General features: G+C 62.2%; 17 protein-coding genes and 2 pseudogenes. 14 read left to right on the forward strand and 5 right to left on the reverse strand.

Annotated elements, in window-relative coordinates; genetic code table 11:
* Positions 1-19 precede the first annotated feature (19 nt).
* From FG13_RS07435 to glpK, 4 genes are read left to right on the forward strand one after another with little or no spacing between them, the layout of a single operon-like run.
* The gene (locus tag FG13_RS07435) at positions 20-2041 is read left to right on the forward strand and encodes an alpha-glucosidase (protein ID WP_051958726.1); all 2022 of its coding nucleotides are present in this window, start codon (positions 20-22) and stop codon (positions 2039-2041) included.
* 7 nt (positions 2042-2048) lie between these two features.
* The gene (locus tag FG13_RS07440; RefSeq protein WP_035819764.1) at positions 2049-2810 is read left to right on the forward strand and encodes a TSUP family transporter; all 762 of its coding nucleotides are present in this window, start codon (positions 2049-2051) and stop codon (positions 2808-2810) included.
* Positions 2811-2852: 42 nt separating this feature from the next.
* Entirely contained in the window at positions 2853-4412 is a 1560-nt protein-coding gene (glpD, locus tag FG13_RS07445; RefSeq protein ID WP_035819766.1) for a glycerol-3-phosphate dehydrogenase, read from the forward strand.
* A complete protein-coding gene (gene glpK / locus FG13_RS07450) occupies positions 4409-5899 on the forward strand; it encodes a glycerol kinase GlpK (protein ID WP_035819768.1) in 1491 nt (496 codons plus the stop codon). The genes glpD and glpK overlap by 4 nt, the downstream gene beginning before the upstream one ends.
* A 72-nt stretch (positions 5900-5971) precedes the next feature.
* On the opposite strand, the gene FG13_RS31085 is transcribed toward glpK, so the two are convergent.
* Both FG13_RS31085 and alaC read right to left on the reverse strand, forming a co-directional pair.
* Positions 5972-6100 (reverse strand): hypothetical protein, encoded by a 129-nt coding sequence (locus FG13_RS31085; protein WP_258002789.1) that lies wholly within the window; start codon positions 6098-6100, stop codon positions 5972-5974.
* Positions 6101-6614: 514 nt separating this feature from the next.
* Positions 6615-7832 (reverse strand): alanine transaminase, encoded by a 1218-nt coding sequence (gene alaC, locus FG13_RS07460; protein ID WP_035819772.1) that lies wholly within the window; start codon positions 7830-7832, stop codon positions 6615-6617.
* A 308-nt stretch (positions 7833-8140) separates the two neighbouring features.
* Here alaC and FG13_RS07465 point away from each other — a divergent pair, with 308 nt between their 5' ends.
* Positions 8141-8824 carry a pentapeptide repeat-containing protein gene (locus FG13_RS07465; protein ID WP_035819774.1) on the forward strand — a complete coding sequence of 228 codons (684 nt, stop codon included), beginning with the start codon at positions 8141-8143 and terminating at the stop codon, positions 8822-8824.
* A gap of 163 nt (positions 8825-8987) precedes the next feature.
* Here the strand turns inward: FG13_RS07465 and FG13_RS07470 are convergent, their stop codons facing one another.
* Positions 8988-10202, reverse strand: coding sequence for an MFS transporter (locus tag FG13_RS07470; RefSeq protein WP_035819776.1), 1215 nt, complete (start codon positions 10200-10202; stop codon positions 8988-8990).
* 119 nt (positions 10203-10321) lie between these two features.
* On the opposite strand from FG13_RS07470, the gene FG13_RS07475 reads away from it, so the two are divergent.
* Positions 10322-11248, forward strand: a complete 927-nt coding sequence (locus FG13_RS07475; protein WP_051958727.1) for a LysR family transcriptional regulator — start codon at positions 10322-10324, stop codon at positions 11246-11248.
* Between the two features lie 159 nt (positions 11249-11407).
* Here the strand turns inward: FG13_RS07475 and FG13_RS07480 are convergent, their stop codons facing one another.
* Positions 11408-13678, reverse strand: a complete 2271-nt coding sequence (locus FG13_RS07480; RefSeq protein ID WP_035819778.1) for a carboxy terminal-processing peptidase — start codon at positions 13676-13678, stop codon at positions 11408-11410.
* A 521-nt stretch (positions 13679-14199) separates the two neighbouring features.
* On the opposite strand from FG13_RS07480, the gene FG13_RS07485 reads away from it, so the two are divergent.
* From FG13_RS07485 to FG13_RS07505, 6 genes and pseudogenes are all read left to right on the forward strand, one after another.
* On the forward strand, positions 14200-16170 hold the full coding sequence (locus FG13_RS07485) for a methyl-accepting chemotaxis protein (protein WP_035819780.1): 1971 nt from the start codon (positions 14200-14202) through the stop codon (positions 16168-16170).
* Between the two features lie 442 nt (positions 16171-16612).
* Positions 16613-16912 carry a hypothetical protein gene (locus FG13_RS07490; protein WP_035819782.1) on the forward strand — a complete coding sequence of 100 codons (300 nt, stop codon included), beginning with the start codon at positions 16613-16615 and terminating at the stop codon, positions 16910-16912.
* Positions 16912-17922 carry a PoNe immunity protein domain-containing protein gene (locus FG13_RS30630; RefSeq protein WP_035819784.1) on the forward strand — a complete coding sequence of 337 codons (1011 nt, stop codon included), beginning with the start codon at positions 16912-16914 and terminating at the stop codon, positions 17920-17922. Before FG13_RS07490 ends, FG13_RS30630 begins: the two co-directional genes overlap by 1 nt.
* Positions 17923-18621: 699 nt before the next feature.
* A pseudogene (locus FG13_RS31235) lies at positions 18622-18915 on the forward strand (PoNe immunity protein domain-containing protein); the annotation flags it as partial.
* A 78-nt stretch (positions 18916-18993) separates the two neighbouring features.
* Positions 18994-19155, forward strand: a pseudogene (locus FG13_RS31240) (methyl-accepting chemotaxis protein); the annotation flags it as partial.
* A 50-nt stretch (positions 19156-19205) separates the two neighbouring features.
* On the forward strand, positions 19206-19478 hold the full coding sequence (locus FG13_RS07505; RefSeq protein ID WP_035819785.1) for a putative signal transducing protein: 273 nt from the start codon (positions 19206-19208) through the stop codon (positions 19476-19478).
* 13 nt (positions 19479-19491) lie between these two features.
* Here the strand turns inward: FG13_RS07505 and FG13_RS07510 are convergent, their stop codons facing one another.
* Positions 19492-20040 (reverse strand): thymidine kinase, encoded by a 549-nt coding sequence (locus FG13_RS07510; protein ID WP_034778598.1) that lies wholly within the window; start codon positions 20038-20040, stop codon positions 19492-19494.
* Positions 20041-20330: 290 nt separating this feature from the next.
* Between FG13_RS07510 and FG13_RS07515 the strand changes: the two genes are divergently transcribed.
* Positions 20331-21722: a pyridoxal-phosphate dependent enzyme gene (locus tag FG13_RS07515; protein ID WP_442905198.1), complete on the forward strand. Its 1392-nt coding sequence runs from the start codon at positions 20331-20333 to the stop codon at positions 21720-21722.
* Positions 21719-22900, forward strand: coding sequence for a trans-sulfuration enzyme family protein (locus FG13_RS07520; RefSeq protein WP_035819789.1), 1182 nt, complete (start codon positions 21719-21721; stop codon positions 22898-22900). Before FG13_RS07515 ends, FG13_RS07520 begins: the two co-directional genes overlap by 4 nt.
* Positions 22901-22948 lie beyond the last annotated feature (48 nt).

The raw sequence follows: 22948 nt of genomic DNA on the forward strand, positions 1-22948 counted from the left end.
TTCACAGGAGTTGATCGTCATGCAGTACACACTACACCAGGAAAATGACAGCATCGCCCTGCGCTGCGCCGGCCGCTTGCTGCTGCGCCACAGCGCCGCTGCGCCATGCGTGTTCGTCGGCCAGGGCCGCGAAAGCATGGAAATGTACCGCGGTAACTTCGAGATCGAGGATTACGTCGAGGAGCGCAGCGCCCTGCGCGCGCTGGCCGTCACCGAGGCCGATGGCGCCACTACCCTGAGCTTCGCGCTCCATGCGGGAGACGCTGCGCAACTGGTGCTGGCCGTGCAAGCGACCCCGCATGGCGTGCACCTGGTGGTGCGCTATGCGGCGCCGGGCTGGAACCGGCTGTGGCTGCGCCTGCCGGCGGAACAGGATGAACACGTCTGGGGCTGCGGCGAGCAGATGTCGTACTTCGACCTGCGCGGACGCCACTTCCCCCTGTGGACGTCGGAGCCGGGTGTGGGCCGCGACAAGTCGACGCATCTGACGTGGCAGGCGGACGTGACGTCCAAATCGGGCGGCGACTACTATCACACGAATTACCCGCAGCCGAGCTTCATCTCGTCGCAGCGCTACTGCCTGCACGCGGAAACGACGGCGTATGCGGACTTCGATTTCCGCCAGCCCGATTTCCACGAGCTGCAATTCTGGGCCATGCCCGAGCGCCTGGAATTCATGCTGGCCGAGACCTTCGCCGACCTGGTCGGCGTCGTCTCGCAGCGCTTCGGCCGCCAGCCGCACTTGCCAGCCTGGCTGCAGAATGGCGCCATGCTGGGCCTGAAAGGCGGCGAGAAGCACGCGCGCGCCATCCTGGCGCAGGCGCAGGAACACGGATTGCCCGTCAGCGCCCTGTGGTGCGAAGACTGGGTGGGCTTGCGTCAGACCTCGTTCGGCAAGCGTTTGTTCTGGGACTGGCGCTGGCAGCCGCAGCGCTACCCTGACCTGAAGAACTGGATCGCCGACCTGGCCAAACAGGACATCCGCTTCCTCGGCTACGTCAATCCCTACCTGTGCAACGACGGCACCCTGTACCAGGAAGCGCTGCAGCAGGGCTTTTTGGCGACCGCCATCGATGGCGGCGCCTACCTGGTCGACTTCGGCGAATTCGATTGCGGCGTCGTCGACTTCACCAACCCGGCCGCCGCGCTGTGGTTCGAGGAACGCATCCTGCGCCAGGAAATGCTCGATTTCGGCCTGTCCGGCTGGATGGCCGATTTCGGCGAATACCTGCCGATCGACCTGCGCCTGCACAATGGCGCGGACGCGCGCCTGATGCACAACGCGTGGCCGACCCTGTGGGCCGAAGTCAATGCGCGCGCCATCGAGCGGGCCGGCAAGACGGGCGACGCCACCTTCTTCATGCGCGCCGGCTACACGGGCGTGCAGGCGCACTGCCCGCTGCTGTGGGCGGGCGACCAGTCGGTCGACTTCAGCCGCCACGACGGCTTGCAGACGGTGATCTGCGGCGCCCTGTCGTCCGGCCTCTTGGGCAACGCCTACCACCACAGCGACATCGGCGGCTATACGAGCTTGTTCGGCAACCTGCGCACAGCCGAACTGTTCCAGCGCTGGACGGAAATGGCCGTGTTTACGTCGATGATGCGCACGCACGAAGGCAACCGTCCCGACGAGAACTTCCAGTTCTACCAGGATGAAGACGTGTTCCGCCACTTTGCCCGCATGACGCGGCTGCACGTGGCGCTGGCGCCCACCATCCGCGCCCTGGCCGAAGACGCCGTGGCGCGCGGCCTGCCGCTGCAGCGCCCACTGTTCCTGCACTATGAACACGACCGCGCCACCTACGCCATCCAGGACCAGTACCTGTTCGGCCCCGACCTGCTGGTGGCGCCCGTGCACGCGGCCGGCGCTGCGCGCTGGAGCGCCTACCTGCCGAAGGGCGACGCCTGGATCCACCTGTGGAGCGGCGCCGCCTTCGAAGGCGGCCAGCGCGTGGAAGTCGATGCGCCTTTGGGCCAACCGCCCGTCTTCGTGCGGCGCGGCTGCGCGCAGCAGGACTTCTTCCTGTCGCTGGCGAAATGAGCCTGGCATGAGCGTGGCGTCGCACCTGCTGTTCCTGGCCTGCGTGGCGCTGGCCAGCGTGGCGCAGAACCTGACGGGTTTTGCCTTCGGCCTGATCCTGCTGGGCCTGACGGCCGTGCTGCACCTGGCCAGCCTGGGTGACGTCGCCAACGTGGTCAGCGTGCTGGTGCTGGTGAATGCGGCCATCACGTTTGGCCGCACGCGTCCGCAGCTGGCCTGGCCCGTGTTCGGCCCATCGCTGGCCGTCAGCCAGCTGGGCGTGGGCGCGGGCGTGGCCCTGCTGGGCTGGTTCAGCGCGCAGCAAGTAAGCCTGCTGCGCTTCCTGCTCGGCTGCGCCATCGTCGTCTGCGCCTTCATGCTGGTGCTGCGCGCCAGCGCGCGTGCACAACAATCCGGCCTGCCCGCCTTCCTGTTTTTCAGCGGCGTGTCCGGCGTGATGGGCGGCCTGTTCGCCAGCGCCGGCCCGCCCATGGTGTACCACCTGTACCGCCAGCCATGGCCTGCCGACATGATCCGCCACTCGCTGATCGTGCTGTTTGCCGCGAATGCCGTGCTGCGCCTGGCCCTCGTGCTGGCGCACGGCCAGTTCAGCATGACGGCCCTGTGGCTGACGCTCGAAGCCTTGCCGCTGGTGATGGGCCTGACGTGGCTGGCGCGCCGCCATCCTTCGCGCCTGCCCATCGAACACGTGCGCCGCGCCGTCTTTGTGCTGCTGCTGATCGCCGGCCTGGCCCTCGTGCTGCCGCCCGTACTGTCGCTGCTTGCCTGAGGCGGCGCCTTTTCCCTTTTACTTTTACAAGACGAACCTTCCATGTCCGCTTCCCGCTTTTCCTCCCTGCCCGCCGACTGCGACCTGCTCGTCGTCGGCGGCGGCATCAATGGCGCCGGCATCGCGCGCGACGCGGCCGGCCGCGGCTTGCGCGTGGTGCTGTGCGAACAGCACGACCTGGCGCAGCACACCTCGTCCGCGTCCACCAAGCTGATACACGGCGGCCTGCGCTACCTCGAATACTATGAATTCAAACTGGTGCGCAAGGCGCTGCAGGAACGCGAAGTGCTGCTGCGCGCCGCGCCCCACATCATGTGGCCGATGCGCTTCGTCATGCCGCACGACGCCGCGCAGCGCCCCGCCTGGATGATACGCGCGGGCCTGTTCCTGTACGACCACCTGGCCAAGCGGGCCTTTTTGCCCGCCTCGCAAGGCATCGCGCTGGACAAGCACGCGGCGGGTGAACCGCTGAAGGCCGGCTACCGCAAGGGCTTCGTGTACTCCGACGGCTGGGTCGACGATGCGCGCCTGGTGGTGCTCAACGCGCTCGACGCGCAGGAACACGGCGCGCACATCCTCACGCGCACGGCCTGCATCGACGCGCGCCGCGATGGCGGCGCCTGGCAAGCCACCCTGCAAGCCGGGGACGGCCAGCGCAAGACGCTGCGCGCGCGTGCCATCGTCAACGCGGCGGGACCGTGGACGGCGCAATTTGCCGGCGCGGCCGGCGGCGGCAAGACGCAGGGGCTGCGACTGATCAAGGGCAGCCACATCATCGTGCCGCGCCTGTTCGAGCATCCGAACGCCTACATCTTCCAGAACCCGGACCAGCGCATCATCTTCGCCATCCCCTACCAGGATGACTTTACCCTGATCGGCACCACGGACGAGGAATACAAGGGAGAGGTCAGCCAGGTCAAAATCAGCCAGATGGAAATCGATTACCTGTGCCAGGCCGCGAACCGCTATTTCAAGCGCGAGATTTCTCCCGCCGACGTCGTGTGGACGTATTCGGGCGTGCGCCCGCTGCTCGACGACAGCGCGCAGAACGCGTCGGCCGTCACGCGCGACTACCTGCTGGAAGTGGCGCGCGGCGAGGCGGCAACGGGCGCGCCGCTGCTCAATATCTGGGGCGGCAAGATCACCACCTACCGCAAGCTGGCCGAGGAAGCACTGGGCTTGCTGGCGCCCCTGCTGGACAATACGGCCGCGGCGTGGACGGCCGAAGCGCCCCTGCCCGGCGGCGATCTGCAGCAGCCGAATCGTCTGGTGGACAGCCATGATTTCGACGCTTTTCTCGCCCACTTCCAGCGCGAGCACGCCTGGCTGCCGCCCACGCTGGCGCGCCGCTATGCGCGCGCCTACGGCAGCCGCGCCACGCGCCTGCTGACGGGCGCCACTTCGATGGCCGACCTGGGTGAGCAGCTGGCGCCCGGCCTGTACGAGGCCGAAGCGTGCTATCTGATCGAGGTGGAATGGGCCAGGAGCAGCGACGACATCCTGTGGCGGCGCAGCAAGCTGGGCTTGCGCTGCGCGCCGGCCGATGTGGCGCGCCTGCAGCAGTGGCTGGCAGCCCATCTGGCGCAAGAGGTGGCGGCATGACGTATTTGCTGGCTCTCGACCAGGGCACCTCCAGCTCGCGCAGCATGGTCTTCGATGAAGCAGGCGCCATCGTCGCCGTGGCGCAGCGCGAGTTCCGCCAGCTCTTCCCGCAGCCGGGCTGGATCGAACACGATCCGATGGAGATCTGGCACAGCCAGATCGATACCTGCCGCGAAGTGCTGGCCAAGACAGGCCTGAAAGCCGATGCCCTGGGCGCGCTGGGCATCACCAACCAGCGCGAAACGACCGTGGTATGGGATCGCGCCACGGGCGAACCCGTCTATAACGCCATCGTCTGGCAAGACCGGCGCACGGAAGCGCTGTGCGAGGACTTGCGCGCGCGGGGCCTGGCCGGTGCCATCCACGCGAAAACGGGCCTGGTGCTCGACCCGTATTTTTCCGGCACCAAGCTGCGCTGGATACTCGACGCCGTTCCCGGCGCCCGCGCGCGAGCCATGCGCGGCGAACTGGCCTTCGGCACCATCGATACGTGGCTGGCGTGGAAGATGACGGGCGGCCGCCTGCACGTGAGCGACGTCACCAACGCTTCGCGCACCATGCTGTGGAATCTGCATGAAGGCTGCTGGGATGCGCAGCTGCTCGACTGGCTGGGCATTCCCGCCAGCCTGCTGCCATCCGTCCACCCATCGAGCCACGTGTATGGCGAAACGGATGCCGAGGTGCTGGGCAGCCCGGTCATCATCGGCGGCATCGCCGGCGACCAGCAGGCGGCGCTGTTCGGCCAGACCTGTTTTACGCCGGGCATGGCCAAGAATACCTATGGCACGGGCTGCTTCCTGCTGCTCAATACTGGCGAGCAGTGCGCGCAGTCGCAGCATGGATTGATCAGCACGGCCGCCTGTCAGGTGGGCGCGCAGCCGACATATGCGCTCGAAGGCAGCGTCTTCATCGGCGGCGCCGTGGTGCAGTGGCTGCGCGACGGCCTCGGCGCCATCGGCCACGCGGGCGAAGCGGAAGGCCTGGCCGCTTCCGTGCCCGATTCGGGCGGCGTGGTCTTCGTACCGTCGTTTACGGGACTCGGTGCACCGTACTGGGTGCCGTCGGCGAAAGGCGCCATCCTGGGCCTGAGCCGCGGCAGCACGGTGGGCCACATCGCCCGCGCGGCATTGGAAGCGATCGCCTTCCAGAGCGCCGCCCTGCTGGGCGCCATGACGCGCGATGCGCAAGCACCGATCACGGAACTGCGCGTGGACGGCGGCGCCTGCGCCAACAACCTGCTGCTGCAATTCCAGGCGGACCTGCTGGGCATTCCCGTGGTGCGCCCGAAAGTAATCGAAACGACGGCCCTGGGCGCCGCCTATCTGGCGGGCCTGGCCATCGGCCAGTACCGTGGCGTGGAAGAGCTGGCATCGCACTGGCGCGCGGAAAGAACCTTCCTGCCCACCATCGGACGCGACCAGGCTGCCAGCCTGATGCAGCAGTGGGAGGTGGCGGTGCGGCGGTTTACGGGAAATGGGGAGGGATAGCGAACGCTTGCAGTAGCCAGCATGTCGACACGCCGCCTGCGGGCGGCGGCGACGCCTGGCAAGCTGGGCAAATTAACGGGCCAGAAAAGTATTAAGTATCGACAAGGTAAGCAGTATCACGCCCGCCCCCATGCCGACCGCCGCGACCAGGTTGCGGCTGCGCTCTTCATCTTGCAAGAATTGATGTACCAATCGCGCCATGATCGAACTCCTTGTACTTAATTCCCTGTACTTCAGGCTAGTCACCTTATCCCTGTGTTGTCAAGTGAATGTCCGAGTATAACCACCCGGCCGCGATGGCGAGAATCGCCGAGGCAAGCAGCACGCGGTAGTGGCGCAGCGTTTTCAAGCACCCGGTGAAGCCGCACTTTTTCGTCGGAAAAACGGGCCCTGCTGCCGCTATCAGCGCATGAAATATCAGCACGGCGACCACCAGCCAGAGGGAGTACGCGACAACACGTGCAACGTCAAATGGTGGCAGTGACCAGCGAGGTGGACTTTGATAAAAGTCATGTGGAGGCTGTCTTGTGACGCCAGGAGCGCACAGCAAAAAAAAGCCCGCTGCGGGAGCGGGCTGAATCTATTTCCTTGGAGGAAGATAGAGGAGACAGATGCATGATGCCGCGTTGCAGCATATAAAACCACTTTATATTCGTGATGTCAGAAATACGCAGCAGTGATATTAAGGGCAACGAAGCATTCCATGTGGCAACTTTTATGCTGCCGACTCCATTTTCCCGTCGCCAGAACGCAACATATTCTTGATGCCGCGTAGCGCCTGCCGCACCCGCGCCTCGTTTTCGATCAGGGCGAAGCGCACGTATTCATCGCCGTATTCGCCGAAGCCGATGCCGGGCGAGACGCTGACCTTGGCTTTTTGCAGCAGCAGCTTGGCGAACTCCAGCGAACCCAGGTGGCGATACGCTTCCGGAATATGCGCCCAGATGTACATGGAGGCCTTCGGTTTTTCCACCATCCAGCCCGCTTCATGCAAGCCTTTCACCAGCACGTCGCGGCGGCGCTGGTATTGGGCGCAGATGTCCGTCACGCAGCTCTGGTCGCCTTCCAGCGCGGCGATGGCCGCCACTTGCACCGGGGTAAAACTGCCGTAGTCGTGGTAACTCTTGATGCGCGCCAGGGCCGCCACCAGTTCTGCGTTGCCCACCATGAAACCGATGCGCCAGCCCGCCATGTTGTAGCTTTTCGACATGGTGAAAAACTCGACGGCCACGTCGCGCGCGCCCGGTACCTGCATGATGGACGGCGCCTTCCAGCCATCGAAAGTGATGTCGGCATACGCCAGGTCATGCACCACCAGAATATTGTGCTGTTTCGCCAGCGCGACGACCCGCTCGAAGAATTCCAGCTCCACGCATTGCGCCGTCGGGTTGGATGGGAAGCCCAGCACCATCATCTTCGGTTTCGGATAGCTTTCGCGGATCGCCCGTTCCAGTTCGGCAAAGAAATCCACGCCCGGCCCCATGCGCACGGAGCGGATGTCGGCGCCCGCGATCACGGCGCCCCAGATGTGGATCGGATAGCTGGGATTCGGTACCAGCACCGTGTCGCCACGGTCGAGTGTCGCCAGCATCAAGTGGGCCAGGCCCTCTTTCGAGCCAATGGTGACGATGGCTTCGCTGTCCGGGTCGATGTCGACCTCGTAGCGCTTCTTGTACCAGTGGGCAATGGCGCGGCGCAGGCGGGGGATGCCTTTTGACGCGGAATAGCCGTGCGTGTCGGGGCGTTTGACCGTTTCGACCAGCTTGTCCACGATGTGGGCCGGCGTGGCGCCATCGGGATTGCCCATCGACATGTCGATGATGTCCTCGCCACGGCGGCGCGCGGCCATCTTGAGTTCGGCGGTGATATTGAAAACGTAGGGGGGAAGGCGATTGATGCGCGAAAAGCTGCGCGGAGCTTGGCTGTCGGTCATGGTATCTCTATACGTAAGCGCCCGGATCCGTCCGAGCGACGTTGGCACAATGCGTGTGCCTGCAACGATACTAACCCGGCTTCGCAAGAACTGGCAAGTGTGCAGTCAAGCCGTTACAATGCAGGCTGATCGAAAATGAGCGCACCGGTTGGTAACCCGGTAAGTGCCCGGCACAGTCCGGCATGCTCCCGCCCACGCGGACCCACGGCGCTGACCTCTGACTGTACCACCAGCCGGGGAGGTGTTCTGGTTCGTGCATTTTCCCGCCGCGCCATCCCTCCCCTGTTTTTACTTTAGGAATGAGACGGATGGCAACACACGACACCGCAGTAAGCAGCATGACCCTGGACCGCGCCGGCATCGAGCAGCAACTGGCCCAATCAGTGCACCACTTCATCGATTGCGCGTTCGACGGCGAAGACTTGTCGCGCCTCGATCTGCAGGGCTGCACGTTTGAACGCTGCACCTTTGCCGACACCAACTTGTTCGCCAGCAAACTGGCACGCAGCACCTGGCGCCGCTGCCGCGCGGGCAGCGCCGATTTCGAATCCGTCGACGCCGTCGATGCCACGTTCGAAGGCTGCGACCTGAACAACACGAAATGGCGGCGCGCCAAGCTGGCCTCGGCCACCTACCGCGGCTGCAAGCTGACGGGCGCTTCGTTCGAGGAAGTGGCGCACCTGGGTCTCACCTTCGAAGACAGCCTGCTGGTAGGCGCCGACTTGCGCGGCTTTTCGTTCCGCAAGGCGACCTTAAAACAGCTCGATTTTTCCGACGCCTACCTGGCCGGCTGCGACTTCCGCGAGGCCGTCTTCGAAGGCGGCAGCCTGCGCAATGCCACCATCAAACTTGCGAAGTTCCAGGGTGCGGACTTGCGCGGCGCCGATATCGACGGTTTCAAATTGAGCGAAGCGGCGCTACTGAAAGGCGCCGTCATCACGCATGCGCAGGCGGCCAACTTCATGCGCGCGCTCGACCTGGTGGTGATTTAATCTGAACAGACAAAAAAAAGCCCGCTATGGAAGCGGGCTGAATCTATTTCCTTGGAGGAGATAGAGGAGACAAGTGCATCTTGCGGCATCGCGGCATATCACGCCACTTTATCTTCATGATGATAGAAATATCCATTAGTGATAATGAGGCGGCATCAGGGTTTCAAGCCGCACGGCGCGTGGCCTGCGGTAAAAATTCTCCCAGCCACACCAGCAGGGCCAGGCCCGGAAACGCCATGCCAGTCAGCAAGGTCGCTTGCCAGCCATAGCTCGCATACACCCAGGCGCCGATGGCCGAGCCGGCCGCGCCGCCGGCGAAGAACAGCGCGAAATACAGGCCGTTCAGGCGGCCCCGCACTTCAGCGCCGAGGCTGAAGATGGCGCGCTGGCCCAGCACCAGGTTGGCCGCTACGCCCATGTCGAGCACGATGGAGGCGACCACGAGCAGCCCCAGCGCCACATGTTTCGATTCCGGCGCAAACATCGGCAAGGCAAAGGCGACGATGCCCAGCGCCAGCGCGGCGGCCGTGGCCGGCAAGGTGTGGCCCGCATCGGCCAGGCGGCCGGCGATGGGCGAGGCGACGGCGCCAGCCATGCCAACCAGGGCAAAGATGGCGATACCCGTTTGCGACAGGCCGAACGCGGGGCTGGACAGCACCAGCGGCGTGACGGTCCAGAACAGGCTGAAGGCGCCAAACAGACCGGCATGATAGGCGGCGCGGCGGCGCAGCACTGGCGTACCCAGCAGCAAATGCCACAGCGAGGCCATCAGGGCCGGATATTTCATGCTCGACACGGGCTGGCGCACGGGCAAGGCGCGGCGCAGCACCAGCGCCAGCAATACCATCAGCACGGCGGCGCCGCCAAACACCACGTGCCAGCTGGCATGGGCAGCCACCAGCGAGGCCACGGGACGGGCCAGCATGATGCCCAGCAACAAACCGCTGACCACCTTGCCCACCGTCTGCCCCCGCGTCGCTTCCTGCGACAGGTGGGCGGCAAACGGCACGATCACTTGCGCCGCCACGGAACCGAGGCCGATGGCCAGCGCGGCGGCGAGAAAAACGATGGCGCCCGTGGAGAGGGCCGCCGCCACGAGGGCCGTGGCCGTCACCAGCAAGGCCGTGACGATCAGGCGGCGGTTTTCCAGCAAGTCGCCCAGCGGCACGACAAACAGCAGGCCCAGGGTATAGCCGACTTGCGTCAGGGTCACGATCAGCCCGGCCGCCTTGGCCGACAGGCCCGTCGAAGCACTGATGGGCCCGACGAGTGTTTGCGCGTAATACAGATTGGCCACGATCAGGCCGGAAGCGATGGCCAGCAGCAGCACCATGGCGGGTGAAATGTCGTGGGGAGCAGACGGTGAGGCCTTGTTCATGTTGTTTCCTCGGTTCGATAGGGATGTTGCCATTCTAGGCAAAGCTGAGGCAAAGATAATTAGGGCATAATCCACTTATACTTTTCGCATAAGATGAACAATTAAACGGAAGCTATCCCATGGACAAGATCAAGGCCATGCAAACCTTCGTGCGCATCGTCGAGGCCAACAGTTTTTCCAAGGCGGCCGAAACCCTGAATTTGCCGCGCGCCGCGCTGACGGCCACCCTGCAAAAGCTGGAAGCCTACCTGGGCACGCAGCTGCTGCAGCGCACGACGCGCCGCCTGTCGCTGACGCCGGAAGGGGCGGAATATTTTCGCCACTGCATCGAGATCCTGAAAGCCGTCGACACGGCGGAACTGGCCTTCCGTGGTCCGGATGCGAAAAAACCGCGCGGCTTGCTACGCATCAACCTGCCCAACACGGTGGGCCGGCGCCTGATCATTCCCCATATCGCGCAATTTCACGCCGCCTGGCCGGACGTGCAATTGCAGCTGAGCCTGACGGACCGCCTGGTCGACCTGACGCAGGAAGGCATCGATTGCGCCTTGCGCGTGGGCACCTTGCAGGATTCCGCCTTCATCGGCAAGCAGGTCGGCCTGATGCGCTTCGTCACATGCGCGTCCCCTGCTTACCTGGCGCAACATGGCACGCCGCACACCCTGGCCGACCTGGCGGCGCACCGGGGCATCATGCATTACTCGGGCCGCACGGGACGCGCCTTCGACTGGGATTTCCAACAAGGCAAGGAAGTGGTGCGCGTGCAGATGGCCGGCCCCATCGCCGTCAACGACGCGGACGCCAGCGTCGCTTGCGCGCTGCAAGGGCTGGGTGTGGCGCAGGCGGCCATGTACCAGGTACGCGCGCACCTCGACAGCGGCGCCCTGGTGGCCGTGCTGCCCGACTGCTTGCCCACACCCATGCCCATGTCGCTGCTGACGCCGCAAGGCCGGCTGGCCACGCCCAAGCTGCAGGCGTTTGCCGGTTGGCTGACGGCCCTGCTGGCTGCCCACTCCGACGTGCAACTGCCCACGCACAAAATCTGAGGCAAAAAAAAGCCCGCTACGAGAGCGGGCTGAATCTATTTTCTTGGAGGAGAATAGAGGAGACAAGTGCATTATGCTGCATCGCGGCATATCAATCCAATTGATTGTTGGAATGATAGAAATACGCGAAACAGATAACTCCCCCTTACTCCACGTTGATTACTTCGATGTCGCCGCCACCGGTGTCGCCTTGACATCCGCGGCATACGGCAAGACCTTGGACGCCAGGCGGGTATCGGCCTTGATCAGCGCCACTTCGTCGGCCAGGATGCGCGCCGCTTCGTTCAGCAGCACGTCCTTGGCGCTCTTCGCGGCCGTTTCGGCGTCCAGTTCGGCGCTCAGGGCCCGTTCGTCACCCTGCAAGCCGTCGTCGGTGCGCAAGGCGCCCTTCACGGCGGCGATCTGCTTGGCCGTCTTGTTGGCCGCTTTCGCGCCCTTCAGCACGTCTTTCGGATCAGGAATTACCACCAGGTCGTCGGCAGGATTCGAAATCTGCGCGATCAGGCGCTTTTCACGGGCCTTGGCGCGCGCTTCCTGGGCATCGCGCTCCTTGCGGCGCACGGTTTCATTGAGCGAAATCTGGTTTTCCTTGCGCTGCTTGACGACGAGGGCGATGTCATCGAGCAAGTACTGGAAATCCTTGTCCTTGGCCACGCGCGCGTCATGCTTCTTGTCCAGCAGCGGCACGATCTCCTTCAGGTCGCCCGTCGGCATGTACGATGCCGGCTTGACGGCCACCCATGGCAGGGCATTGTCATAGCTCGATTCGCCGAAGTTTTCCGCGTCCGACATGGCCGGCAGCTTGATGTCAGGCGTGACGCCGCGCAATTGCGTGGTGCCGCCATTGATGCGGAAGAACTGGGCGATGGTCATTTTCAGCTCGCCGAAACGGGCTTTCTCGCTGCCGCCGAAACGGTCGAGGTTGAACAGGGTCTGCACCGTGCCCTTGCCGAAGCTGCCTTCGCCGATGATGACGCCACGGCCGTAATCCTGCACGGCGGCGGCGAAAATTTCGGAAGCCGACGCCGAGCCGCGGTTGATCAGCACGCCCATCGGGCCATCCCAGGCCAGGCCGGCATTCGTATCGCTTTCCACTTCGACCTTGCCTTCGGCATTGCGCTGCATCACGACAGGACCCTTGTCGATGAACAGGCCCGTCAGTTCGACGGCTTCGTTCAGCGAACCGCCGCCGTTGTTGCGCAAGTCAATGAGGACGTTGTCGACCTTGTCCTTCTTCAACTCGCCCAGCAAGCGGGTGACGTCGCGCGTGGCGCTTTTAAAGTCCTTGTCGCCACGGCGGCGCGCTTCGAAGTCCTGGTAGAACGTCGGCAGGGAAATGACGCCGATGCGGCGCTTGACGCCGTTGTCGCGCACTTCGATGATCGATTTCTTCGCCGCCTGCTCTTCCATGCTGATTTTCTTGCGTACCAGCGGCAGGACCACGTGCTTGGCGTCCGGGCCGGCGTCGGCCGGCAGGATGTCGAGGCGCACCACGGAATCCTTGGCGCCGCGGATCAGCTGCACCACGTCGTCGATGCGCATGCCCAGCACTTCGGTGATGGGGCCGCTTTCGCCCTGCCCCACGCCGACGATGCGGTCGCCCACCTTCAGCTTGCCCGACAAACCGGCCGGGCTGCCCGGCACGACTTCGCGCACCACCGTGTATTCGTCGCGCGTCTGCAGCACGGCGCCGATGCCTTCGAGCGACAGCCGCATGGCAATGTCGAAGTTATCCGAGGCGCGCGGGCCCAGGTAATTGGTATGCGGTTCGATCGACATGGCATACGAGTTCATGAAGATCTGGAACACGTCTTCGCTGTTGAGCTTGCGCGCACGGGTGGTGTAGCTTTCATAGCGCTTGTCCAGCGTCTCGCGGATGGCCTTGTCTTCCTTGCCCGCCAGTTTCAGGCGCAGCCAGTCGTTCTTGACGCGCTTGCGCCACAGGTCGCGCACTTCCTCGTCGTTCTTCGGCCAGGCGGCCTTTTCGCGGTCGAGCTGGTAGCTCTCGTCGGCCGTAAAGTCGAACTTGGTTTTCAGCAATTCACGCGCATACGCCATGCGCTCGTCGAAACGCTGCTGGTACAGGTTGTAGATGGCAAACGGCGCCGTCAGGTCTTCATTGATGATGGCGTCATCGAGCCTGGTGCGCAGCGGCGCGAAACGGTCAACGTCAGCCTGCACGAAAAACAGTTTTTCCGCGTCCAGCGACTTGAAGTAACGGTCGAAGATTTTCTCCGACATGGCGTCGTCGAGCGGCATGGCCTTGTAATGGACGCGTGTCAATACGCGCGATGCCCACAAGGCGGCCTGCGTTTGCTGGGCCAGCGGCTTCATGGGTAGCGGAGGAGCGGCGCTCTTGTCCGTCTGGGCTGCGCCAGCGTTCGCTGACAGGGCAAGCACCAGGGTGACCAGCATCATTTGCTTCTTCATCGGCTTCTCCGAAAATTAGTTGAATCAATTCCAGGCGGCGCAGCTATGCATGCGCCAGCCAGCAAGACAGTAAGGGGAATACACGACTGGTCTGCATATTATTCTACAGGATACGGCCTGGCAGTCTCCCATGGAATATCAGTTTCTTCCCGGAAGCTTAAACGCGAATTAAGGGCGGCGTCTCATTCATTACAAAGTGAAACATTCGTGACAAAAATTGCATCACCCGTCAGCGACGAATATCAAAGACCATGATTGAAATCAAAAAAGTCAACAGGCTATTTTTACAATCCTTGATGCGGATGATGTTTTTATGCGAAAAAAATGATTCCTGCGGGAAACACTTAGTAACAAAACGCAAGCAACATGCTATCATCGCGCCCTGAAATCCAGCTTGCGCATGCGCAGCTCCCACAGCCGGTGCGCCTTCGTTTCAACAGTATTCCCACCAGATCCCCTCCCCGCGTGTCATGTCATGACCAGGAATGGCCGAGCTGATTACCCTTTGCCAGACTCAAACTATGCCTACAATTTCGTTCTCCCCTCGCCACTGGAGTGTCGGCGGCAAGATCACCATTTTCACCTTTGCCCTCGTCAGCCTGATCCTCGCCAGCCTGACGACCTTGATCAGCATCCGCACCTCGACTGCACTGGAACAGCGCGCCGAAGCGGCCGTCACCAGCGAACTCAATAGCGTCATGACGACCACGCAAGTGTTTCATACCGCCATGGTCAATGAGGCGGCCAGCTTCGCGCGCCTGTTCGCGGCCGAATTTCCCGGCCCGTTCACGGTCGACACGGGCGCCATGGTGGCCGTGGCAGGAAAGGCCACGCCAGCCCTGGCCAACGGCGGCAAGGTGCTCAACCTCGACACGGCCCTGGTCGACCGCTACACGGCGCAAACGGGCGTGATCGCCACCATTTTTGCCGCCAACGGCGATGAATTCGTGCGCATCAGCACCTCGCTGAAAAAACAGGATGGCGAACGGGCCATCGGCACCCAGCTCGATCACAACCACCCCAGCTATGCGCCGCTGCGCGCGGGCCAGCGCTTCGTTGGCATGGCCACTTTGTTTGGCAAGCAATACATCACGCAATATGACCCCGTGCGCGACGCAGGCGGCAAAGTGGTGGGCGTGCTGTTCATCGGCCTGGACATCAGCAAGAATCTGGCCATGCTGAAAGAGAAGATTCGCCAGGTCAAGATCGGTCAGACGGGCTACATCTATATCGTCGACACGGCGCCAGGCGCCAATTACGGCCATCTGGTGCTGCATCCGAACAGCGAAGGCAAGAGCGCGCTCGAGTTCAAGGCCAGCGACGGACGCCTGTTCATCCAGGACATGCTGGCGCAAAAAGACGGCGCCATGCGCTATACGTGGACGGCGCCCGGTGAAACGGCTGCCAGCGCGCGCGAAAAGCAGCTGTATTACCGCCAGTTCAAGGATTGGCAATGGATCATCGCGGGCGGCACGTTCACGGACGAGATCACCCTGGAAGCGCGCCAGATGCGCAACCAGCTGGCCGTTTCCGGCTTCATCGCCCTGCTCGTCTTCGCCCTGCTGCTGTACTGGCTGGTGCGCACCCTCGTGTCGCGTCCGCTGGCCGCCGCTGAAACGGCCGCCGCGCAAATCGCCGCCGGCGACCTGACGGTGCACCTCGACACGACCAGCCTGGACGAAATCGGGCGCCTGCTGCTGGCCATGAACCGCATCAGCGACAACCTGTCGCAAGTGGTCAGCAATGTGCGCGGCAGCGCCGGGCAGATCGCCACGGCCTCCGGTGAAATCGCCAGCGGCAACCTGGACTTGTCGAGCCGCACGGAGCAGCAAGCCAGTTCGCTGGAAGAGACGGCCGCCTCGATGGAGGAACTCAGTTCCACCGTGCGCCAGAACGTCGATCATGCGCAGCAGGCAAGCCGGCTGGCGCACGACTCGTCCAGCCTGGCCGCGACGGGCGGCGCCGCCGTGGCGCAGGTGGCCAGCACCATGGACGCCATCCGCAGTTCCTCGGGCAAGATCGCCGACATCATCGGCGTCATCGACGGCATCGCCTTCCAGACGAATATCCTGGCCTTGAACGCGGCCGTGGAAGCGGCCAGGGCCGGCGAACAGGGACGCGGCTTTGCCGTCGTCGCCACCGAGGTGCGCACTCTGGCGCAGCGCTCGACGGCCGCGGCGAAAGACATCAAGGATTTGATCCAGGCGTCCGCCAGCACGGTGGACCTGGGCCACGCCCAGGTGAGCCAGGCCAGCGCCACCATGGAGACCGTGGTGGCCAGCGTGCAGCAAGTGAGCACCATCATGGCCGAGATCGCGCAGGCCAGCGAAGAGCAGCGCAGCGGCATCGAGCAAGTCAACCAGGCCATCGCCCAGATGGACCAGGCGACGCAGCAAAACGCGGCCCTCGTGGAAGAAGCGGCCGCGGCCGCCGACGCCCTGCAGGAGCAGGCGCAGGAGCTGAACCAGGTGGTGGGCGTGTTCAAGCTGTAAGTGCAATCCGGGTGTCAGGATGACGTGAATCAACGCAGCCGGGCGATGTGCTGCCATGGCGCTCTTCAATGGCAACCCGGCGCCCCCTCACGCAAGGTGTCACGCATGCGCCAATGCACCTACTTCTTTCGTAAAATCATTGCTTCTCACAATGGACGGCGACAGCCTTCTGTCGCCTGCGTCCAGTGGCGGATAGACAGCGGCACATCATACATATGCAAGCAAGCGGGTAACGAACGCCGCATACAAGTAAAGCCTAAAGCCCTGGCTGTGCAAGACCAGCAAGCACAGCCATTCATTCGCCACGAACTCGCCTTGAATTAATTGACATTTCAATTGAATCACGCTTGCGCAACGGCCTCATCCAAGGTGTAATGCCACAAAATAAATATTACTTAATTTGCATTGCAACCTAGCGTACCGCACACGGGAGTATTGCCAGATGTCACAGCCGACAGACTCACAGCCCCAGGCATCCAGCCCGCACGCCATGCCGGGCGGTTTCACGCAAACCACCCGCCTCTTACGGCTGACGACCCCGCTCGGCCCCGACAAACTGCTGCTCGAATGCCTGCGTGGCGAGGAAGGCCTGATTACCGATTCCAGAGAAGGCGAAAGAAATTGCCCCTATCAGCGCTGGATATCGCTGGTGACAGGTCGTCAATTAAGTAAACACGAAAAATCGAAGGGGGCGACCCATGATATTCAGCTATTGATTAACCTGCCAGATAAAATAATGTGATGAACAATATTTTCTCATTGACTGAATTTTTGCAAAAGAAGCGAGAATCTCTTTTTGACTACGCGACATATCTTGACCTGGCACAGGACTTGACAATAAGGATTCCTCGAGTCGGTCGAAATATGAAAAATTCGGAGTGGATGGCAGATAAAGACGCCGCACAGTTAATGATGATGACACAGTCAAGAGCGTGGAATTCTATAAATTTACTGTCAATATATTATTCCGCAGGAGTGTCCTTGGCCGTTCTCCGCTCCTTCTACCCTACCGCGCTGGAATACTGGGAAGAATATGCCAAATATGACAAGGCATACGACGCCACCCCGGAGGGACGTGAAACCTATGTCGCCCACCTTCCTCTTCTTGGCGAAGGCTTTGACCAGGCAAACCGTTTAGTCTGCCTTGGCATCCTGCTTGGCTGGGGGCATTTGTTGCCTCGTCTGCCAGCGCTTCTCGACTATCACAACCCGCGGCGTGACGGTATGCTGGAACGCTTGCTCGCTTTCTACCTATCTGAGCGCGGCACGCCGCCGGACGAATGCACCCGCCACCTGCCTTACTTCAAGACGCTGAAGATTTTCGCGGCGCCCAAGGAAAAGCGCAGCGAATTGATGGCCGGATATCTGGACGACTGGTACCACGCCAGCCGTCGCGAACCCTACCACGACAGCCATACCCGAGGCACAAGCTTCATGGGATACTGGTCCTGGGAGGCAGCCGCCATCACTTACCTGCTCGATATTGACGACCACAGCTACCGCGACGCGCAATTCTATCCAGGGGATCTGGTGGATTTCGCCAGAACTCAACGAAACAATCCAAACGGCTCAAGCGCACCGGCGCAGGCAGACGGGGAACTGCGCGCGAACGCGGGCGAACCGTGTCCCAAAGCCGGCATGTGGGAGGCGCTCGATATTGCGCCACAGACAAAATTCTATGAGCAAGGCGAAACGATGCTCGACCTTGGTTCCGCGTATGGCTGGACGGTGTGGCGATACATGGAATCTTGAAACGGACATTGAAAAGCTGGAGGGCAACGGAGAGCTGGATATTTTTTGAATTCTATGGCGGAGGTGGCTCCTAATTCGTGCACGAGGAGCCTATTTGATGGCGCCGGCCACGTTCGCCTCGACAAACTGCTGCGCGAACACACAAATCAAAGGGCGTGAGCCATGACATTCAGTTTATTTTCAACTTGCCGAAAAAATACTCGAAAAATAAAAATGCATAAAACACTTACCCAGGAAGAGTTCAAAATAAGCAAACGTGAATCATTGCTTGATTTTGATACCTATGAAGAAAATTTTAATGGCGCACTTGATACGTTTGAAATATTAAATAAATCGTTTCAACAGCCTCCGGAAGTACTAAAAAAAATACCTGCTGAAAATTTCATGGTGGCGACTCGCCGTCGTGCTTGGGAAGGCATTAATTATCTTGCCACGGCCTACAGCGCCGGACATGCGATTAGTGAGATAAGCGAATTTTATCCGAAGGTATTGGAATACTGGGAAGAATATGCCAAATATGACAAGGCATACGACGCCACCCCGAGGGGACGTGAAACCTATGTCGCCCACCTTCCTCTTCTTGGTGAAGGCTTCGACCAAGCAAACCGTTTAGTCTGCCTTGGCATCCTGCTTGGCTGGGGGCATTTGTTGCCTCGTTTGCCAGCCCTTCTCGACTATCACAACCCGCGGCGTGACGGTATGCTGGAACGCTTGCTCGCTTTCTACCTATCTGAGCGCGGCACGCCGCCGGACGAATGCACCCGCCACCTGCCTTACTTCAAGACGCTGAAGATTTTCGCGGCGCCCAAGGAAAAGCGCAGCGAATTGATGGCCGGATATCTGGACGACTGGTACCACGCCAGCCGTCGCGAACCCTACCACGACAGCCATACCCGAGGCACAAGCTTCATGGGATACTGGTCCTGGGAGGCAGCCGCCATCACTTACCTGCTCGATATTGACGACCACAGCTACCGCGACGCGCAATTCTATCCAGGGGATCTGGTGGATTTCGCCAGAACTCAACGAAACAATCCAAACGGCTCAAGCGCACCAGCGCAAGCAGACGGGGAACTGCGCAGCGGCATCGAGCAAGTCAACCATGCCATCGCCCAGATGGACCAGGTGACCCAGCAGAACGCGGCCCTGGTGGAAGAAGTGGCCGCGGCCGCCGACGCCTTGCAGGAGCAGGCGCAGGAGCTGAACCAGGTGGTGGGCGTGTTCAAGCTGTAAGTGCAGTCCGGGTGCTAAGATGGGGCAGAATCCACCGCCCAGGAGAAACCATGCACGACGACTATGTTTTGATTGCCCGGCTGATGATCCCCACGGATGCCCACGTCATCCGCGGCTGCCTGGCAGCGGCCGGCATCGACGTGCTGCTGACGGACGACCAGCACATGCAGGCCGACATGCTGCTGGCAGCCGCCATCGGCGGCGCCCGCGTGCTGGTGCGCGAGCACGATGTGGCGCGCGCCAATGAGATACTGGCAGCCTTCGAGCGGGGCGATCTGGCGCTGGCGGACGATGCCGATGTGGGCGCGCCCGTCGCCGATTAATTTACGAGTAGATTTACGAGTAAAAACAGCGCCCGCAAGCCTGGCGGTAACTCTCATTGCCGCCTATGCTGATCTGCTCGCCTTCCTTGATGCGGCGGCCCTGTTCATCCACGCGGATGTTCATCGTGGCTTTCTTGCCGCAAGTGCAAATATTCTTCAATTCTTCGATATCGTCGGCCAGCGCCAGCAGGTAGGCCGAGCCGGGGAACGGTTCGCCCTTGAAATCCGTGCGCAAGCCGTAGCAGATGACGGGCACGCCCTTCACTTGCGCCAGCTGGTGCAGTTGCTGCACCTGGGCCGTGCTGAGAAATTGCGCTTCGTCCACCAGCAAACAGGCCACTTGCGGAATGTCATTGAGGAAATTCGTGTCGGCATGGAAGATATCGACCTGGCGCTGCGGGCCCAGGCGCGACGTGACACGTCCTACGCCGTAGCGGCTGTCGATGGCGGCCGTGTACAGGCGTACCTGTTGGCCCTGCTCTTCATAGTTGTGCGCGACCTGCAACAAGGCCGTCGACTTGCCCGCGTTCATCGCGGAATACCGGAAATAAAGTTTTGCCACTGCCGCCTGCCCTGTCTGAGTAATTTCAATACTATTTAGTATCTTTTCGAGGCGTGATTATAAATCGCAATGGCGCGCTTGCGGCAGCTTAATAGTCGTGCCATTGGCGCGGCAAGCGGGCTAAAAACGGCGCATACTCGCATCGCGAACCTTGCAGCCGATATGCGAACGGCGCATATGCAAGCATATAAACATTCGTTCGCCGCACTCGCCCACCCGCCTACACTGCGCGGCACGGAAGGCGGCTCGGGACACAATCCGGAGCCGTTGTTTCTCTGACAGGAGCCACCATGAATGATCGAATGCCATCCCCACCCCAGCCGCCAGCGCTATACAAGCTGATCGGCAATACCCCGCTGGTCGAAGTGACCAGGCTCGACACGGGCCTATGCCAGCTGTTCCTGAAACTGGAATCACAAAATCCCGGCGGTTCCATCAAGGACCGCATCGGCCTGTCCATCATCGAAGCGGCCGAAGCCGACGGCAGCTTGCAGCCGGGCGGCACCATCGTCGAGGCGACGGCCGGCAATACCGGCATCGGCCTGGCCCTGGTTGGCCGCATCAAGGGCTACCGCGTCATCCTCGTCGTACCAGACAAGATGTCGACGGAAAAAGTGCTGCACCTGAAAGCCCTGGGCGCCGAAGTGCACACCACGCGCTCGGACGTGGGCAAGGGCCATCCCGAGTACTACCAGGATTACGCGGCGCGCCTGGCGCGCGAACTGCCGGGTGCCTTCTTTGCCGACCAGTTCAACAATCCCGCCAATCCGCTGGCCCACGAAACGACAACGGCCCCTGAAATCTGGGAGCAGAGCGGCCATGACGTGGACGCCATCGTCGTCGGCGTCGGCTCGTCCGGCACCCTGACGGGCCTGACGCGCTACTTCCGCAAGGCGCAGCCGAAGCTGGAATTCGTGCTGGCCGACCCGCAAGGCTCCATCCTCACCGAATACATCGACACGGGCAAAGTGTCGGACACGAGCGGCTCGTGGGCCGTGGAAGGCATCGGCGAAGATTTTATCCCGTCGATCGCCGACATGGACAGCGTGAAAAAAGCCTACACCATCACGGACCAGGAAAGTTTTGATTCCGCGCGCGCCTTGCTGCTTGCCGAAGGCATTTTAGGTGGTTCGTCCACCGGCACCCTGCTGGCGGCCGCCCTCAAATACTGCCGCGAACAGACGACGCCAAAGCGCGTTGTCACCTTTGTCTGCGACACGGGCACGCGCTATCTATCCAAAGTCTACAACGACGGCTGGATGCGCGACCAGGGCCTGTTGCAACGGGCCGTGTCGGGCGACTTGCGCGACCTGATCGGACGCCGCTATGACGAGGGCGACGTCGTCAGCGTGGCGCCTGGCGACACCCTGCTCACGGCCTTCAACCGCATGCGCTCGAGCGACCTGGCCCAGTTGCCCGTCATCGACGGCGGCCAGCTGGTCGGCATTCTTGACGAATCGGACTTGCTGCTGCACGTCTCCAGCGACGCCGCGCATTTCGCCGGTCTGGTGGGCGCCACCATGACGACGCAGATCGAAACCCTGGCGCCGTCCAGCGGCTTGTCCGCCCTGCGCGCCACCCTGGACCGGGGCTTGACGGCCGTCGTCGCCGACGATACCGCCTTCTATGGCCTGATCACCCGCTTCGACCTTCTCAACCACTTACGCAGGACACTATCTTGAGCCAGGAAACCACCCGCAAGAGCCATCTCGCCACGCGTGTCATCCACGCCGGCCAGTCGCCCGACCCGTCGACGGGCGCCATCATGCCACCCATTTACGCCACCTCCACCTTCGTGCAGGACAGCCCCGGCGTGCACAAGGGCCTCGATTATGGCCGCTCGCACAATCCCACGCGCTGGGCGCTCGAGCGCTGCGTGGCCGACCTGGAAGGCGGCAGCACGGCGTTCGCGTTTGCCTCGGGCCTGGCCGCTATTTCCTCCGTGCTGGAATTGCTGGATGCGGGCAGCCATATCGTCGCCGGCGACGATATGTACGGCGGCACCTACCGTTTATTCGAGCGCGTGCGCCGCCGCTCGGCCGGGCACGAATTCACGTATGTGGATTTGACCAATCCCGAGAATCTGCTGGCCGCGCTGCGCCCGGAAACGAAGATGGTGTGGGTGGAAACGCCCACCAACCCCATGCTGAAATTGGCCGACTTGCGCGCGATTGCGGACATCTGCCGCGCGCGGGGCATCATCGCCGTGGCCGACAACACCTTCGCCAGCCCGCTGGTGCAGCGCCCGCTGGAACACGGCTTCGACATCGTCGTCCATTCGACCACCAAATACTTGAACGGGCACTCGGACATCATCGGCGGCATCGCCATCGTCGGTGCGGAAGAACGCCAGGCCGAATGGCGCGAGCAGCTGGGCTTTTTGCAAAACTCGGTGGGCGCGATTGCCGGCCCGTTCGACAGCTTTTTAGCCTTGCGCGGCGTGAAAACCCTGGCCATCCGCATGCAGCGCCATTGCGAAAGCGCCCTGGCGCTGGCGCAGTGGCTGGAGCAGCAAAAGGAAGTAAAAAAAGTCTTCTATCCTGGCCTGGCCTCGCACCCGCAGCACGCACTGGCACGGCGCCAGATGGATGGTTTCGGCGGCATCATCTCGATCGACCTCGATACGGACCTGGCCGGTGCGCGCCGCTTCCTCGAGCGCTGCGAAGTATTCGCCCTGGCCGAAAGCCTGGGCGGCGTGGAAAGCCTGATCGAGCATCCGGCCCTGATGACGCATGCCAGCATCCCGGCCGAGCAGCGGGCCAAGCTGGGCATCGGCGATGGCTTGATCCGGCTGTCCGTGGGCATCGAGGACATCGAAGACCTGCGGCATGACTTGCGCACGGCGCTTGATGCGATTTGAGGGGGTGATTTGTCGGATTACGCTGCGCTAATCCGACCTACGGTATGC

Origin of the sequence: Janthinobacterium sp. RA13, from assembly GCF_000745325.1 — a bacterium.
Taxonomy (GTDB): domain Bacteria; phylum Pseudomonadota; class Gammaproteobacteria; order Burkholderiales; family Burkholderiaceae_D; genus Janthinobacterium; species Janthinobacterium rivuli.